Raw genomic sequence first — 14993 nt, 5'->3', positions numbered from 1 at the left:
GCATGCCGATGAAGAAGGCCCCGCGCGAAGAGCCGGACGAACGACTCACCGTGACCCCGCCCAAGGAGTGGGCGGCGGGGGTGCCCGCCGTGGCCCACGCCCTGGAGTACTCCCTCGCGCAGACGTCGGTCCGGCGGACGGGACTGACGCTGCTGACGATGAACCAGGTGGGCGGGATCGACTGCCCCGGGTGTGCCTGGGCGGACCCGTCCCCCGGACACCGGCACCTCAACGAGTACTGCGAGAACGGCGCCAAGCACATCAACGACGAGGCGACATCGCGGCGCGTCACGGCCGGCTTCTTCCGCAGGCACGCGGTCTCCGAACTGGGCCGGCGGTCCGACCTGTGGCTCAACCAGCAGGGCCGGCTCACCGAGCCGATGGTCAAGCGGCCCGGCTCGGACCACTACGAGCCGATCAGCTGGCACGATGCCCTGGGGCTGCTGGCCGACGAGCTGAAGGCGCTGGACTCACCCGACGAGGCGGTCTTCTACACGTCGGGCCGGGTCAGCAACGAGGCGGCCTTCCTCCTGCAGCTCCTCGCCAGGGCCTTCGGCACCAACAACCTTCCCGACTGCAGCAACATGTGCCACGAGTCCAGCGGATTCGCCCTGCACCAGACCCTGGGCACCGGCAAGGGAACGGTGAGCCTGGAGGACATCCACCACGCCGATCTGATCCTCGTCGTGGGACAGAACCCCGGGACCAACCACCCGCGCCAGCTCTCGGCGCTGGAGGAGGCCAAGGGCAACGGCGCCCGCGTCATCGCGGTGAACGCCCTGCCGGAGGCCGGTCTCCTGAGGTTCAAGAACCCCCAGCAGCCGAACGGCGTCGTCGGACGCGGTGTCCGGATCGCCGACCGGTTCCTCCAGATCCGCAGCGGTGGCGACCTCGCGCTGTTCCAGGGCCTGAACCGGCTGCTGCTGGAGGCGGAGGACGTCCGGCCGGGCAGCGTCCTCGACCAGGATTTCATCCACTCCGACACCAGCGGTTTCGAGGAGTTCTCCCGCCACGCCCGGACGGTCGCGTGGGAGGACGTCCTCGCCGCGACCGGGCTGACCCGCGCGGAGATCGAGAGCGTCAGGGACGAGGTCCTGCGCAGCGAGCGCGTCGTCGTCTGCTGGGCCATGGGGGTGACGCAGCACAAGCACGGGGTGCCGACGATCAGGGAGATCGTCAACTTCCTGCTGCTGCGCGGCAACCTCGGCAGGGCGGGAGCGGGAGCGTGCCCGGTGCGCGGGCACAGCAACGTCCAGGGCGACCGGACGATGGGGATCTGGGAGCAGATGCCCGACTCCTTCCTCGACGCCCTGCGCGACGAGTTCGGCTTCGAGCCGCCGCGCGCCCACGGTCTGGACTCGGTGAACACGATCCGGGCGATGCGCGAGGGCCGGGTCAAGGTGTTCGTCGGCGTCGCGGGCAATTTCGTGCGGGCCGCTCCGGACAGCGACGTCACCGAGGACGCCATGCGGCGGTGCGGGATGACCGTGCACGTCTCCACCAAGCTCAACAGGTCCCATACCGTGTGCGGCCGGACCGCGCTGATCCTGCCGACCCTGGGCCGCACCGAACGGGACATCCAGGCGACGGGCGAGCAGTTCGTGACCGTGGAGAACTCGATGAGTGAGGTGCACAGCTCACACGGTCGACTGGAACCGGCGTCCAAGGTCCTGCTCAGCGAGGTCGCCATCCTGTGCCGGCTCGCCGCCCGTACCCTCGACGGCACGGCGGGAATCCCCTGGGCGGAGTTCGAAGCGGACTACGGCACCATCCGGAACCGGATCGCACGCGTCGTGCCCGGGCTGCACGACTTCAACCGGCGGGTGGCCCGTCCGGGTGGCATCAGACTTCCCAACCCCGTCAACGAGGGCGTCTACGGCACCGCGACGGGCAAGGCCATGTTCACCTGCAACGCCTGGGAGATGCTGCACGCCCCCGACGGACACCTGGTGTTGCAGAGTCTGCGTTCCCACGATCAGTGGAACACCGTCCCCTACACGGACAACGACCGCTACCGGGGTATCCACGGGAGCCGCCGCGTGGTCCTCGTGAACCCTCGGGACGTTACCCGGCTCGGGCTGGCACCGGGGCAGAACGTCGACCTGGTGAGTGTCTGGGACGGCAGCGCGGATCGCCGCGCGGAGAACTTCACGGTGGTGCCCTACCCGACGGCCCCCGGCTGCGCCGCCGCGTACTACCCCGAGGCCAACGTCCTGCTGCCGCTGGACAGTGTGGCCGAGTCCAGCAACCAGCCGACCGCCAAGGGCATGGTCGTGCGGTTGGAACCCGCGGGGGAGAGCGGGGGCGTCATCCGTTGACCGGGCTCGCGGCGGGGTTGACGGCGGTGGCGGACACGTAGGACAGCGGGGTGCGGCGCGGCACGATCGGGCTCCGCACCGGGCGGAAGGGTGTGTGCCCCCGGCGGGGGCACACACCCTTCCGCTGTTGTTCAGCCCCGGCGCAGCGTTCCCGGCGGCAGGGGGAGGAAGCCGCTGGTACGGGCGACGTACTCGGCGTATCCCGGGCGTCCCTCCATGTGCCGCTCCAGCAGTGCCTTGCCGCTGCCCTTGGTCAGCAGGAGGCTCATCACCACGGGCGAGACGAGCGTGGTGGCCGCCACCGCGGGGTCACCGCAGACGACGAGGAAGAGCCCCCACCAGACGCAGAAGTCGCCGAAGTAGTTCGGGTGCCGGGTCCAGGACCACAGCCCCCGGTCCATGATCCGGCCCTTGTTCGCCGGATCGCGCTTGAACCGGGCCAGCTGCGCGTCCCCCACCGCCTCGAAGGCGAGCCCCACGGCCCAGAGCGCCGCACCGGCCCAGGCCCACACGTCCAGTGGCCCCGGCAGGTAGTACCCGGCCTGTACCGGCAGGGAGATGAGCCATACCAGCGCGCCCTGGAGCAGATAGACCTTCCGCAGGGCGTACAGGCCGGGATGGCCCGGTGCCTTGGCCAGCATGGCCTCGTAGCGTGGGTCCTCCCCGTGGCCGCGGCCCCGCCGGCCGATGTGCACGGCCAGGCGAACGCCCCAGACCACGGTCAGCACGGTCACCAGGAGCCGGCGTGCGTCGTTCCCGTCGCCGGCCGACATGGCGTACGAGGTGAGGGCGACGGCGGCGAACCCGAGGCCCCACGCGACGTCGACGATCCTGTGCATCCCCTTGCGCAGGGCGATCAGGAACGTCACGAGCATGACGGCCAGGGCGGCGCCCCCGGCCGCCGCCAGGTTCACGGCGAACGCCTGCCAGGCGAAGCCGTTCACCGGCCGGACCCCGTGCGCGGCCCGGCGACGACGGGTTCGCAGGGGGCGTGCCCGCCCGCAGCGGCCGACGCGCCCAGGCCCTCGTACCAGCCGTGGCGGGTGGGGGGCATGCCCGCAGATCCCTCCGCGTCGGGCCGGACCGAGAGGATCTGGTCCACGCCCATGCGCCGCTCCTCGAAGGCGAGGGCACCGCCCACCAGGTACAGGCGCCACACCCGGGCGGTCTCCTCACCGACGAGAGCCGTGAACTCGGGCCAGCGCTCCTCCAGCGTCCGGTGCCATGCCTCGACGGTCAGCACGTAGTGCTCACGCATCGATTCCACGTCACGGACCTCCAGCCCCGCCCCTTCGAGGAGTCCGACCGTCTCACCGAGAGGACGCATGTGCATGTCCGGAGCGATGTACGACTCGATGAAGGCACCGCCACCGGGGGCGGTGGTACCCCGGGACATCTGCTGCACCAGGGCGCGGCCCCGCGGCCGGAGCACCGAGTGCAGCAGCGCGGTGAAGGCCGGGTACTCGGCGTCCCCGACGTGCTCCCCCATCTCGACGGTGGACACCGCGTCGTACCCGCCGCGGAAGTCCGGCAGGCCGGCGACGTCACGGTAGTCGCAGCAGTGCACCTCGACGAGTTCCTCCAGGCCGCGCTCCGCCACCTGTGCGCGCACGTACGCCGCCTGTTCGCCGGCCAGGGTGACCGCCGTGACGCGGACCCCGTGTCTGCCCGCCGCGTGGAGCGTCAGGGACCCCCAGCCGCAGCCGATGTCGAGGAGGCGGGCACCCGGGCCCAGCCCGAGCTTGCGGCAGATCAGCTCAAGCTTGTCGCGCTGGGCGTCGGCCGGGCCGTAGTCCGGTCCTGTGCCGGTCCAGTAGCCGCACGAGTAGGCCATGGTCTCGTCGAGCAGCAGGGAGTAGAAGGCGTTCGACAGGTCGTAGTGGTGGCTGATGGCCGCCCGGTCGCGTGCCTTGCTGTGCAGTGCCCCGCTGAGTCCGGCCCGGGCCGCGGGGACCGGCGGGCGTGGGCCGACCGCGCCGAGGCGCAGCGCGGTCCCGGCAGCCCGGAGGCGGTCGGCGAGGCCGGGACGGGGCAGGTCGAGGCCCTGCTCCCGTGACGCGCGGCGCATGGCGCGCAGCCCCTCCGCGAGGTCGTCGGCGATGTCGATGTCACCGGTGATGTAGGCCTCTGCGAGGCCGAGTTCGCCCGGCTGCCACAGCAGTCGGCGCAGAGCGCGGCGGGAACGCACGTGCACCGTGGGGGCGTCCTCGGGGCCGGTCTCGCTGCCGTCCCACATCCTGATCCTGACCGGCGGCGGGCCGCCGAGGAACTGCTCGACGACCGGCGCGATCCGCTGCGCCGCTCCGGTTCCCGGGGTGTCGGTAAAGGTGTTCACGCGGTGTCCTCACGGGTCAGGAGAAGCTGCTGCACATCGAGGTAACCGGACCGGAATCCGGCCTCGGAGTAGGCGAGGTAGAAGGTCCACATACGGCGGAAGGTCGCGTCGAAGCCGAGCGCGTCGACCTGGGCGGCCCGCTCCTCGAACCGTTCCCGCCACAGCCTCAGGGTCTCGGCGTAGTGCATGCCGAAGGTGCTGCGCTGCCTCGTCCGCAGTCCGGTGTGGGCGGTGGTGACGCGTTCGACCGCCTCGGTGGAGGGGAGGAGTCCGCCCGGGAAGATGTACTTCTGGATCCAGGTGTAGGTGCTGCGGCTGGCGAGCATCCGGTCGTCCGGCATGGTGATGGCCTGGAGTGCGACGCGGCCGCCGGGGGCGAGGCAGCGCTCCAGGGTCCGGAAGTACACCGGCCAGAACTCCGCGCCGACGGCCTCGATCATCTCGACGCTGACGATCGCGTCGTACTCCCCGGTGACGTCCCGGTAGTCGCAGAGCCGCACGTCGACCCGGTCCTCGTGGCCGGCCTCGCGGATCCGGCCCCTGGCAAGCTCCTGCTGTTCGCGGGAGAGCGTGAGGGTGGTGACGCGGGCTCCCCGCGCGGCGGCGCGGAGCGCGAGTTCGCCCCAGCCGGTGCCGATCTCCAGCAGCTCGGTGCCGGGACCCACGCCGGCCAGGTCCAGCAGCAGGTCGATCTTGCGGTGCTGGGCGGCGGGCAGCAGGTCGTGCTCCGCGGGGAAGCCGCGGAAGACGGCCGAGGAGTAGGTCAGCGTGTCGTCGAGGAACAGGGCGAAGAGGTCGTTCGACAGGTCGTAGTGATGGCTGATGTTGTCGCGTGAGCCCTCGGGGGTGTTGGCCTGCGAGGCGGGCTGCCGCAGGGCCCACAGGCTCCGCAGCTTCTGCAGCGGTGCGGGGACGAGGTCCGCCGCGTTCCCGGCGAGGACGCTCAGCACCCCGACGAGGTCGGGCGAGTCCCACTCCCCGGCCATGTACGACTCGCCGAAGCCGACGAGCCCGCCCGCGCCGATCCGCCGGAAGAACGCGTCGGGCCGGCGGATCTCCATGAGCGGGCCGCCCAGCCCGATGCTGTCGCGGCCGGCGAGGCGGGCACGCAGCGGCAGCCGGGACAGCGCGTGCCGTACGAGCCGTTCGGCCACGGCCGTCCTGATCCCGGAGGCCCGTGGCTGGGCGGCGACATCGGGCCATCGGGCCGGGTCCACCCCGGCAAGGGGGGTCGTGGCGGCCCGCGTCTGGGCCGGGATCGTGCCGCTGCGTGCGGGCGCGACGGGCGAGGTGGGAGAAGTGGGCGAGGTGGGAGAGGTGGGCACCTTCACTGCATGCCTTCCTGGGTGTGGTGTGAGGGACGGGGCTGTACGGGCAGCCGGCGCAGGAACAGCCGGATGCCGTGCAGCCGGATGGCGGCGGACACGACCGCGGTGGAGAAGGGGTGACGGAGGAACAGCCTCAGCAGCTGGGCGGGCGTGCCGGGGCGCCGGGTGCCGTTGACGGTCGCCGTGAACGGGCGTGCGCCCTCGCGCTCCAGGTGGACCGTCAGACTCAGCCGCCGGTCCGGTTCGGGCAGCCGCATGCGGTAGTCGCCGTCCACCGGGAAGAACGGCGAGACGTAGAAGTCCTTGCGGGTCCAGGCCCGGTCCGCGGCGTCCGGCCGCAGCAGGTAACAGTGGCGTTCCCCGTAGGTGTTGTGCACCTCGGCGACCACGCACAGCGGGCTGCCGTCGGGACGGTGGCACCAGTAGACGGTCAGGGGGTTGAACACGTGGCCCAGGACCCGGGCCTGGGTGAGCATGGTGACGGTGCCGTCGGCGAGGTCGACCCCCCGGCTGCGCAGGAACCGTTCGAGACCGGCGCGGACGGTGGGCGCCGTGCCGCCGAAGTGGTCACGGGCGTCGAAGCCGGCCAGCGGGCGCAGGAGCGCCGGCAGCTCGGGCGGGCGGTCCGGGTCGATGAGCCAGAGATAGGTGCGGTGCCGCAGGGCGTACCTGCGGGGCGCGGTCCGCACATGGGTGATGGTGCACGGGTAGAGGGCGCTGTTCACCAGGCCACCCCCAGCGCCGCTGCCGCCTCGACCCCCGAACGGCAGCCGTCCTCGTGGAACCCCCAGCCGTGGTAGGCCCCGGCGTAGGCGGTGACCGGCCCCGAGAGCGCGGGCAGCCGGGCCTGGGCGGCGACCGACTCCGGGGTGAAGACGGGGTGTTCGTACACCATCCGGGCGCGTACGCGGTCCGGGTCGACCCGGTCGGCGCCGTTCAGCGTGACGACGAACCGCTCGGGGGCGTCCAGCCTCTGGAGGCGGTTCATGTCGTAGCTGACGGTGACCCGGTCGGCGTCGGCGGCACACGACGGCATCAGGTAGTTCCAGGAGGCCGCGGCCCCCCGGCTGCGGGGCAGCAGCGTGGTGTCGGTGTGCAGGAGCGTCGGGTTGCGGGAGTAGCGGAACGCCCCGAGCGTCCGGCGCTCCTCCTCGGTCGGGTCGGCGAGCAGCCGGAGCGCCTGGTCGGGGTGGGTGGCGAGGACCACGGCGTCGTACTCCTCGGTGGTCCCGTCCTCGGTGACGATCTCCACGCCGTCGCTGTGCCTGCGGACCGTCCTGACCGGGGTGGCCGTCCGCACGGAGTGCACCTGCTTGACGATCCGGTCGACGTACTCGCGCGACCCTCCGGTGACGGTCCGCCAGACCGGCGAGTCACCGATGGTGAGCATCCCGTGGTGCTGCAGGAAGCGGAAGAGGTAGCGGGCGGGGTAGCGCATGGCGGTCACCGGGTCGCAGGACCACACGGCGGAGACCATCGGGGTGAGGAAGTGCGCGCAGAAGTAGGGCGAGAACCGCCCGCGGGCCGCGAACTCCCCCAGAGTCATGCCCGCGGTCCCCTCCGGCATGGCGAGCAGCGCCCGGGCCGCCCGGTGGAACCGCGGCACCTCGGTCAGCATCCGGAGGTACGGGCCGCGGACGACGGACCCCGGCCGGGCGAACAGCCCGGCGGCGCCCCGGGCGCCCGCGTACTCGAGTCCGCACCCTTCGCAGCGCACGGACATGCTCATCTCGGACTCCTGCGTGGCCACTCCGAGTTCGCCGAAGAGCCGGAGGAGGTTCGGGTACGTCCGCCGGTTGTGCACGATGAACCCCGAGTCGACGCGGTGCGTCCGGCCGTCCGACGAGGTCAGGTCGTGGGTGTGCGCGTGACCTCCGGCGCGTCCGTCCGCCTCGACGAGCGTCACGTCGTGCGCCTTGCCCAGGACGTGCGCCGCGGTGAGTCCCGCCACCCCGCTGCCCACCACGGCTGTGCGCCGCCGCTCCCCTGTCATTCGGGTTCCTTCCGGTCGTACGTTCCTGGCCGGGGCCGATCCCCAGTGCCCCTCAGAGGTCATTCGAGACAGCGGGCCCCGCGGATTGGCCGATGATCGGACTTCCTTCGATCGAGTGAATGACCAATCCGCCGGGCGATCCGCGCCGAATTCCCGGCGTGACAGCAGACCAAGACGTTTCGCAGAAGCAAGGGGCCGACCGTTCCGGGCGATCCCGCCGGGTGCGCGCCGCGTTCGCCGCACTCGGCGGTCTGATCGCCGGGTTCACCGCCCTGTGCGTCGCCGAACTGGTCGCGGCCGCCGTGCGTCCCGAAGCGGGTCCGGTCACGGCCGTGGGCGGGGCGGTCATCGACCGCACTCCCCCGGCCGTGAAGGACTTCGCGGTACGGAACTTCGGCACCGACGACAAGCTGGTCCTGCAGCTCGGGATCCTCGTCCTCCTGGCGGTCTTCGCCATGGCGGTGGGGCTCCTCGCGCTGCGGCACCGGTGGACCGGCGCTGCGGCCGTCCTGGTCTTCGGTGTGGTCGGGGCAGTGTCCGCGGCCGGGCGGCCCGAGGGCCGCCCGCTCGACGCACTGCCCTCGGCCGTGGGCGCGCTGGTGGCCGCAGGAGTGCTGTATCTCCTGACCGGACGGCTGGCCCCCGTCACCGTCCCGCCTCCCGCGGCTGGGGAGACGGGCGAGGACGGGGAACGGGGCGCCTTCGACCGCCGCGGGTTCGTCGTCGCGGCGACCGCAGCGGCGGCGGCCTCGGCCGGTGCGGGACTTCTGGGGCGACGGCTCCAGGCGTCCGAGCTGGCCGGGGTCTCCGCCTCGCGGAGTGACATCGTGCTCCCCGCTCCGGCTTCACCCGCCCCCGCGATACCGGGCGGAGCGGCTCCGGACATCCGTGGTCTGAGCTCGTTCACCACCCCGAACAAGGACTTCTACCGGGTGGACACCGCCCTGGTGGTCCCACGTGTCGACGCTGACCGGTGGCGGCTGCGGATCCATGGGAAGGGGGTGGCGCGACCCGTCACCCTCACCTTCCAGGACCTCCTCGGGCGCGAGCTCGTCGAGCGCGACATCACGCTGACCTGCGTGTCCAACCAGGTGGGCGGGCCTTACGTCGGCACCGCACGGTGGATCGGCGTACGTCTGGCCGATCTGCTGCGCGAGGCCGGTGTGAAGCCCCCGTCGAAGGGCGGGCCGGCGGACCAGATCGTGTCGCGTTCCGTGGACGGGATGACGATCGGCACCCCGGTCGAGGACGTCATGGACGGCCGCGACGCCCTGCTCGCGGTCGGTATGAACGGGGAACCCCTGCCGTTCGACCACGGCTTCCCCGTACGGATGGTCGTGCCCGGCCTCTACGGCTACGTCTCGGCGTGCAAGTGGATCCAGGACATCGAGCTCACGACGTTCGACGCGTACGACGCCTACTGGGTCAAGCGCGACTGGTCCCGCAAGGCCCCGATCAAGACCCAGTCACGGATCGACACGCCTCGCCCCTTCGCCGCACCGCGAGCGGGGACCGTACCGGTCGCCGGTGTCGCCTGGGCCCAGCACCGGGGCATCGCCCGGGTCGAGGTCCGGGTCGACGGCGGCGAGTGGCACACCGCGCGGCTGGCGGCCGAGGCCGGCCGTGACACCTGGCGCCAGTGGGTGTGGGAGTGGCCCGCCACGACCGGCCACCACACCCTCGAGGTCCGCGCCACGGACCGCACCGGCACCACACAGACCGACAAGCGGGTCGGCACCGTCCCCGACGGTGCGACCGGGTGGCACTCGGTGGTGGTCGACGTGACCTGACCACCACCGCTCCCACCGGACCTCTCTTTCCTTTCCCTCTGTTGAACACCGATCCACTCAGGAGAACATCATGAACAACCGCCACCTTCGCCGCATCGCCGTCACCGTCTCCGCCGCGGCCCTGCTGCCGCTCGCGCTGACCGCCTGCTCCGGCGACTCCGACACCACGTCCGACGCCGGTGCGGACAAGGCCGCGTCGAGCGCGCCGGCCAAGGAGACCGAGTCGGCCGCGACCATGGACGAGCCCTTCGGCCCGGGCTGTGCGTCGGTCCCGAAGGAGGGCGCGGGCTCGTTCAAGGGCATGGCGCAGGACCCGGTCGCCACCGCCGCGTCGAACAACCCGGCGCTGTCCACCCTGGTGACGGCCGTCAAGCAGGCCGGTCTCGTCGACACCCTGAACAGCGCCGAGAACATCACGGTGTTCGCCCCCACCAACGACGCCTTCGCCAAGATCCCGAAGGCCGACCTGGACAAGCTGCTCGCGGACAAGGCCGAGCTCACCAAGGTGCTCACCGCGCACGTCGTCGGCGAGAAGCTGACGCCGAAGCAGCTGGAGAAGGGCTCCTTCGACACCCTGGCCAAGACCCAGCTGACGACCGCGGGTTCGGGCGAGGAGTACACCGTGAACGACTCCTCCAAGGTCGTCTGCGGCAACGTCCCGACCGCCAACGCCACGGTCTACATCGTCGACACCGTCCTGATGCCGGCGGCCTGACCCCTCGTGCCGTCACTACGCTGACGGGATGAGACCGACGAGCCCCGAGGAACGCGCCCTCCGACCTGACCGGAGCGGCCCGGACCGCGGGGCTCGTGCCGTCGGCGCGGTGGTCGGCTCCGCGGTGGGCGACGCGCTGGGCGCACCCTTCGAGTTCGGGGCTCCCGGGGTGTTCAGCGCCAGGTTCCCGGACGGGACCGGTGCCATGTGCGGGGGCGGCGGCTGGGACCCGGGCGAGGCGACGGACGACACGCAGATGGCCGTCCTGGTCGGTGAGTCGCTGCTGGAGCGGGGCGGCCTGGACCTGCCGGACATCTTCGGGCGGTTCAGGCGGTGGGCGGTCTCCGAGCCGAAGGACATCGGCCTGCAGACCGAGGACGTCCTCACGAGCGGCGATCCGTGGGACATCGCCGCCGCGCTGCACTTCCAGGTCAACACGCGTGCCGCGGGCAACGGTTCGCTGATGCGCGCCACCACGTCGGCGGTGCACTTTGCCCGGGCGGGACGGACGGCGACGATGGACGCGGCGCGCCGGATCGCGGCCCTGACGCACGGCGACCGGGCGGCCTGGGAAGGCACGGCCGTCTTCCACGAACTGGTGCGTGTGGCGCTGGAGGGCGGCGATCCGCTCGCCGCCGTCGACGACGCGCTGGCCGCGGTCCACGCGGATCACCGGGCGCGCTGGGCCGTAGTCCTGGCCCCGGACTGGCATCCGGACGACGCCACCGAGTTCAACGGCGCGGTGTGGCCGTGCCTCGGTACGGCGCTGTGGGCGCTGCGCACCACCGCCGGCTTCGAGGAGGCCCTGGGGGCGGCCGTCGACGTGGGCGGGGACACCGACACGGTCGCGGCGGTCACGGGCGGGCTGGCCGGTGCGGTGTACGGGATCGGCGCCGTGCCGGAGCGCTGGACGCGTCTGCTCCACGTGCCGATGCCCGGGCACGGGGACCGGGTGCTGCGGGCCGGTGACCTGGTGTCCATGGCGCGCCGGCTCGACGGATTCGCAGGATTCGACCATCGGGAAAACTACACATAAGGGGCATGTAAGAGCACACTGGCCGGGAGAGCTGATGACCGCGCCTTCCTCGTAGCGGTCGCTCCAGCAAGTGCGAAGGAGAACATCCTCATGAGTAACATCTCGCACACCGGAAGGGACGTTTCCGGTCACACCGGAAGGGACATCTCCGGACACCCCGACGCCGAAGAGATGCGAGCGCGCCACGACCGCGTGATGAGCGGGCGCCGCACCACGGCGATGGCGGACGCACCCGTCTTCCTGGTCGGTCTGTACTGCGCCGTCTCCCCGTGGGTGCTCCACTTCACCGCGAACCAGCCCGACCTGGTGACGCACAACCTCGTCATCGGCATCGCGATCGCCGTGCTGGCCCTCTGCTTCACGGCAATGCCGGAACGGATGACCGGGATGAGCATGGCCATCGTCGCCCTGGGCGCCTGGCTGATCGTGTCCACCTGGGTCGTCGGCCAGAGCCCCGACATGGGCGTGATCCTCAACAACGTCATCGTCGGCGGACTGGCGGTCGTGCTGGGGGCAGCCTGCGCGGGACTTTCGATGAAGAACAAGAAGACCTGACGGGAGAACACAGCGGAGTGGCCACAGACCGGTACGGCCGGCCCGTGGCCACTCGTCGGTTCACGTCGTCCTGATCACGTTCAGCCCACCGAGCTGTACGCCACCACGCCCCGCAGCACGGCGTCGACCGCCTTGTGCGCGTTCTTCGCCACCGAGCTCCCGTCCCTGGGAGCCGCCGCCGCGATCTGGCCGAGTACGTCGATGACCTGCTTGCACCACCGCACGAAGTCTCCCGCCGGCATCTCCGCCTCGCGGAGCACCTCGTCCAGCGACCGGCCGGAGGCCCACATGTAGACCGCCCAGGCGAAGCCGAGGTCGGGTTCGCGCTGGCCGACCCCTTCCGTCTGGCTGATCTTGAAGTCCTCCTCCAGGGCGTCGAGCCGGCCCCAGATGCGGACCATCTCGCCCATCGCGGCCTTCGCCGGTCCGGAGGGCAGCTTGGGAGCGATCGCGTCGTCCGCCTGGCGCGCCTCGTAGACCAGTGCCGAGACGCAGGCGGCGAGTTCGGCGGGGTTGAGCCCTTCCCAGACGCCGTCCCGGAGACACTCGCTGGCCAGCAGGTCCAGCTCTCCGTAGAGCCGCGCGAGCCGGCGGCCGTTCTCGGTGACCTCGTTGCCCCGCAGGTAGTCGAGCTCCGTCAGCAGCGCGACGATGCGGTCGAAGGTCCGGGCGATGGTGTTCGTCCGTCCCTCGATGCGGTGCTCCAGCTGCCGCGTGTCACGCTGCAGCCTGTGGTACCGCTCCGCCCAGCGGGCATGGTCCTCGCGCTCGTCGCACCCGTGGCAGGGGTGGGCGCGCAGCTCGGTTCGCAGCCTGGCGATCTCCCGGTCGTCGGCCGCGGCAGCCCGGGGCTTGCGGTGCCTGCCCGGGTCGATGTGCCCCGCCTTGCTCCGCAGCGCGGAGGCCAGGTCACGCCGGGACTGCGGCGAGCGCGGGTTGAACGACTTGGGCACCCGCATCCGCTCCAGCGCCTCGACCGGCACCGGGAAGTCGATGTGGGCCAGCCGCTTGACCTGCCGTTCCGCGGTCAGCACCAGCGGACGCGGCCCGTCGTGGAACTCCAGCCCCCGGTGCCCGTTCGTCCGCCCCGCGGGCAGCCCCGGATCGAGGACCAGCGCGAGCCCGGCGAACTTGCCGGTGGGCACGTGGATGACGTCACCGGGCTTCAGCTTCTCCAGGGACGACGCCGCCGCCGCACGACGCTGGGCCGCCCCCTGCTTCGCCAGGTCCGTCTCGCGGTCCTTGAGGTCGCGGCGCAGCCGCGCGTACTCCTCGAAGTCCCCGAGGTGGCAGGTCATGCCCTCCTTGTAGCCCGCGAGGCCCTCCTCGTTGCGCTGGACCTGCCGGGAGATCCCGACGACGGACCGGTCCGCCTGGAACTGCGCGAAGGAGGTCTCCAGCAGTTCGCGCGACCGGTGCCGCCCGAACTGCTGCACGAGGTTGACGGCCATGTTGTACGAGGGCCGGAAGCTGGAACGCAGCGGGTACGTACGCGTGCCCGCGAGTCCGGCGAGCGCGCCGGGGTCCATACCCCGCTGCCACAGGACGACCGCGTGCCCCTCGACGTCGATGCCCCGGCGCCCGGCCCTGCCGGTCAGCTGGGTGTACTCGCCGGGCGTGATGTCCGCGTGCTGCTCGCCGTTCCACTTGACGAGCTTCTCGAGCACCACGGAGCGTGCGGGCATGTTGATGCCGAGCGCCAGGGTCTCGGTGGCGAAGACCGCCTTGACCAGACCGCGGACGAACAGCTCCTCCACGACCTCCTTGAACGTCGGCAGCATCCCGGCGTGGTGCGCGGCGATGCCCCGTTCCAGGCCCTCGAGCCATTCGTAGTACCCGAGGACGTGGAGGTCCTCCGGCGGGATGGACGCCGTACGCTCCTCGACGATCTCCCGCACCAGATGGCGTTTGTCCTCGTCGTTCAGCCGCAGCCCGGCCTGGAGACACTGCTGGACGGCCACCTGGCAGCCGGCCCGGCTGAAGATGAAGGTGATCGCGGGCAGCAGCCCCTCGGCGTCGAGCCGGTCGATGACCTCGGGCCTGGAAGGGGTCCAGATGCGGCTGCGCTGACGGCGCTCGCGTTCGCGGTCGGCCTCGCGCACCATCTTCCCGCGCCGCCGCTCGCGCGGGTTGTAGCCGCGCTGGTTCTCCATCCGGGCGAGCCGGACCAGATCCGGGCTGACCTCACGCCGGCCGGTACCCCTGCCTCCGTGGTCGGTCTCCTCCTCGAAGAGGTCGTACATCCGGCGTCCGGCCATGACGTGCTGCCACAGCGGCACGGGCCGGTGCTCGGAGACGATCACCTGGGTGTCGCCCCGGACGGTGTCCAGCCAGTCGCCGAACTCCTCGGCGTTGGACACGGTCGCGGACAGCGAGACCAGGGTCACGGACTCCGGCAGGTGGATGATCACTTCCTCCCACACGGCTCCCCGGAAGCGGTCGGAGAGGTAGTGCACCTCGTCCATGACCACGTAGCCGAGGCCGGTGAGGGCCTGGGAGCCCGCGTACAGCATGTTGCGCAGGACCTCGGTCGTCATCACGACCACGGGTGCGTCCGCGTTGACGCTGTTGTCACCGGTCAGCAGGCCGACCTTGTCCGCGCCGTAGCGCCGGACGAGATCGCCGAACTTCTGGTTGGACAGGGCCTTGATCGGCGTGGTGTAGAAGCACTTGCGGCCCTGCTGCAGAGCCAGGTGAACGGCGAATTCACCGACGATCGTCTTGCCCGACCCGGTGGGGGCCGCGACCAGCACCCCCTTGCCGGCCTCCAACGCCTGGCAGGCCTCGATCTGGAACGGATCCAGTCCGAATTCGTACATCTCGCGGAAGGGCCCGAGGGCGGTGGCCTGCTCGGCCGCACGGACCCGGGACGCCTGGTATCGCTCAGCTGGTGAGAGGTCCTCTGTCATCTTGATACGAGCCT

Annotated in this window: 11 protein-coding genes; 5 read left to right on the top strand and 6 right to left on the bottom strand. The window is 71.5% G+C overall.

The genetic code is table 11. From position 1 onward, the window contains the following. Positions 1-8 precede the first annotated feature (8 nt). Positions 9-2318, top strand: a complete 2310-nt coding sequence (locus P8A20_RS29900) for an FdhF/YdeP family oxidoreductase (protein WP_147962758.1) — start codon at positions 9-11, stop codon at positions 2316-2318. A gap of 131 nt (positions 2319-2449) precedes the next feature. Here P8A20_RS29900 and P8A20_RS29895 read toward each other — a convergent pair whose 3' ends face one another. The 5 genes from P8A20_RS29895 to P8A20_RS29875 all read right to left on the bottom strand — a co-directional run bounded on the left by P8A20_RS29895 (position 2450) and on the right by P8A20_RS29875 (position 7974). Then, positions 2450-3262: a DUF1295 domain-containing protein gene (locus P8A20_RS29895; RefSeq protein ID WP_147962235.1), complete on the bottom strand. Its 813-nt coding sequence runs from the start codon at positions 3260-3262 to the stop codon at positions 2450-2452. Next, positions 3259-4653: a class I SAM-dependent methyltransferase gene (locus P8A20_RS29890; RefSeq protein ID WP_147962234.1), complete on the bottom strand. Its 1395-nt coding sequence runs from the start codon at positions 4651-4653 to the stop codon at positions 3259-3261. Before P8A20_RS29890 ends, P8A20_RS29895 begins: the two co-directional genes overlap by 4 nt. Beyond that, positions 4650-5912 carry an SAM-dependent methyltransferase gene (locus P8A20_RS29885; protein WP_306105211.1) on the bottom strand — a complete coding sequence of 421 codons (1263 nt, stop codon included), beginning with the start codon at positions 5910-5912 and terminating at the stop codon, positions 4650-4652. Before P8A20_RS29885 ends, P8A20_RS29890 begins: the two co-directional genes overlap by 4 nt. Before the next feature lie 68 nt (positions 5913-5980). Beyond that, a complete protein-coding gene (locus tag P8A20_RS29880) occupies positions 5981-6706 on the bottom strand; it encodes a DUF1365 domain-containing protein (RefSeq protein WP_371606570.1) in 726 nt (241 codons plus the stop codon). Continuing rightward, complete coding sequence (locus P8A20_RS29875; RefSeq protein ID WP_147962232.1) at positions 6703-7974, bottom strand: NAD(P)/FAD-dependent oxidoreductase; 1272 nt, start codon at positions 7972-7974, stop codon at positions 6703-6705. Before P8A20_RS29875 ends, P8A20_RS29880 begins: the two co-directional genes overlap by 4 nt. A 221-nt stretch (positions 7975-8195) precedes the next feature. Here P8A20_RS29875 and P8A20_RS29870 point away from each other — a divergent pair, with 221 nt between their 5' ends. The 4 genes from P8A20_RS29870 to P8A20_RS29855 all read left to right on the top strand — a co-directional run bounded on the left by P8A20_RS29870 (position 8196) and on the right by P8A20_RS29855 (position 12070). Further along, positions 8196-9764 carry a molybdopterin-dependent oxidoreductase gene (locus P8A20_RS29870; RefSeq protein ID WP_147962756.1) on the top strand — a complete coding sequence of 523 codons (1569 nt, stop codon included), beginning with the start codon at positions 8196-8198 and terminating at the stop codon, positions 9762-9764. A 70-nt stretch (positions 9765-9834) separates the two neighbouring features. Next, positions 9835-10479, top strand: coding sequence for a fasciclin domain-containing protein (locus P8A20_RS29865; RefSeq protein WP_147962231.1), 645 nt, complete (start codon positions 9835-9837; stop codon positions 10477-10479). 28 nt (positions 10480-10507) lie between these two features. Continuing rightward, on the top strand, positions 10508-11515 hold the full coding sequence (locus tag P8A20_RS29860; RefSeq protein WP_147962230.1) for an ADP-ribosylglycohydrolase family protein: 1008 nt from the start codon (positions 10508-10510) through the stop codon (positions 11513-11515). A gap of 90 nt (positions 11516-11605) precedes the next feature. Beyond that, the gene (locus P8A20_RS29855; RefSeq protein WP_147962229.1) at positions 11606-12070 is read left to right on the top strand and encodes an SPW repeat protein; all 465 of its coding nucleotides are present in this window, start codon (positions 11606-11608) and stop codon (positions 12068-12070) included. A gap of 80 nt (positions 12071-12150) precedes the next feature. Here the strand turns inward: P8A20_RS29855 and P8A20_RS29850 are convergent, their stop codons facing one another. Further along, positions 12151-14979 carry a DEAD/DEAH box helicase gene (locus P8A20_RS29850; protein WP_306104548.1) on the bottom strand — a complete coding sequence of 943 codons (2829 nt, stop codon included), beginning with the start codon at positions 14977-14979 and terminating at the stop codon, positions 12151-12153. Positions 14980-14993 lie beyond the last annotated feature (14 nt).

The organism is Streptomyces sp. Alt3, assembly GCF_030719215.1.
Lineage (GTDB): Bacteria > Actinomycetota > Actinomycetes > Streptomycetales > Streptomycetaceae > Streptomyces > Streptomyces glycanivorans.
This window is presented reverse-complemented; position numbering and strand designations above follow the sequence as displayed.

Excerpts from the sequence above, each read along its gene's own strand:
- P8A20_RS29860 (WP_147962230.1), top strand. The coding sequence starts at position 10,508 with ATGAGACCGACGAGCCCCGAGGAACGCGCCCTCCGACCTGACCGGAGC.
- P8A20_RS29865 (WP_147962231.1), top strand. The coding sequence starts at position 9,835 with ATGAACAACCGCCACCTTCGCCGCATCGCCGTCACCGTCTCCGCCGCG.
- P8A20_RS29900 (WP_147962758.1), top strand. The coding sequence starts at position 9 with ATGAAGAAGGCCCCGCGCGAAGAGCCGGACGAACGACTCACCGTGACC.
- P8A20_RS29850 (WP_306104548.1), bottom strand. The coding sequence starts at position 14,979 with ATGACAGAGGACCTCTCACCAGCTGAGCGATACCAGGCGTCCCGGGTC.
- P8A20_RS29875 (WP_147962232.1), bottom strand. The coding sequence starts at position 7,974 with ATGACAGGGGAGCGGCGGCGCACAGCCGTGGTGGGCAGCGGGGTGGCG.
- P8A20_RS29855 (WP_147962229.1), top strand. The coding sequence starts at position 11,606 with ATGAGTAACATCTCGCACACCGGAAGGGACGTTTCCGGTCACACCGGA.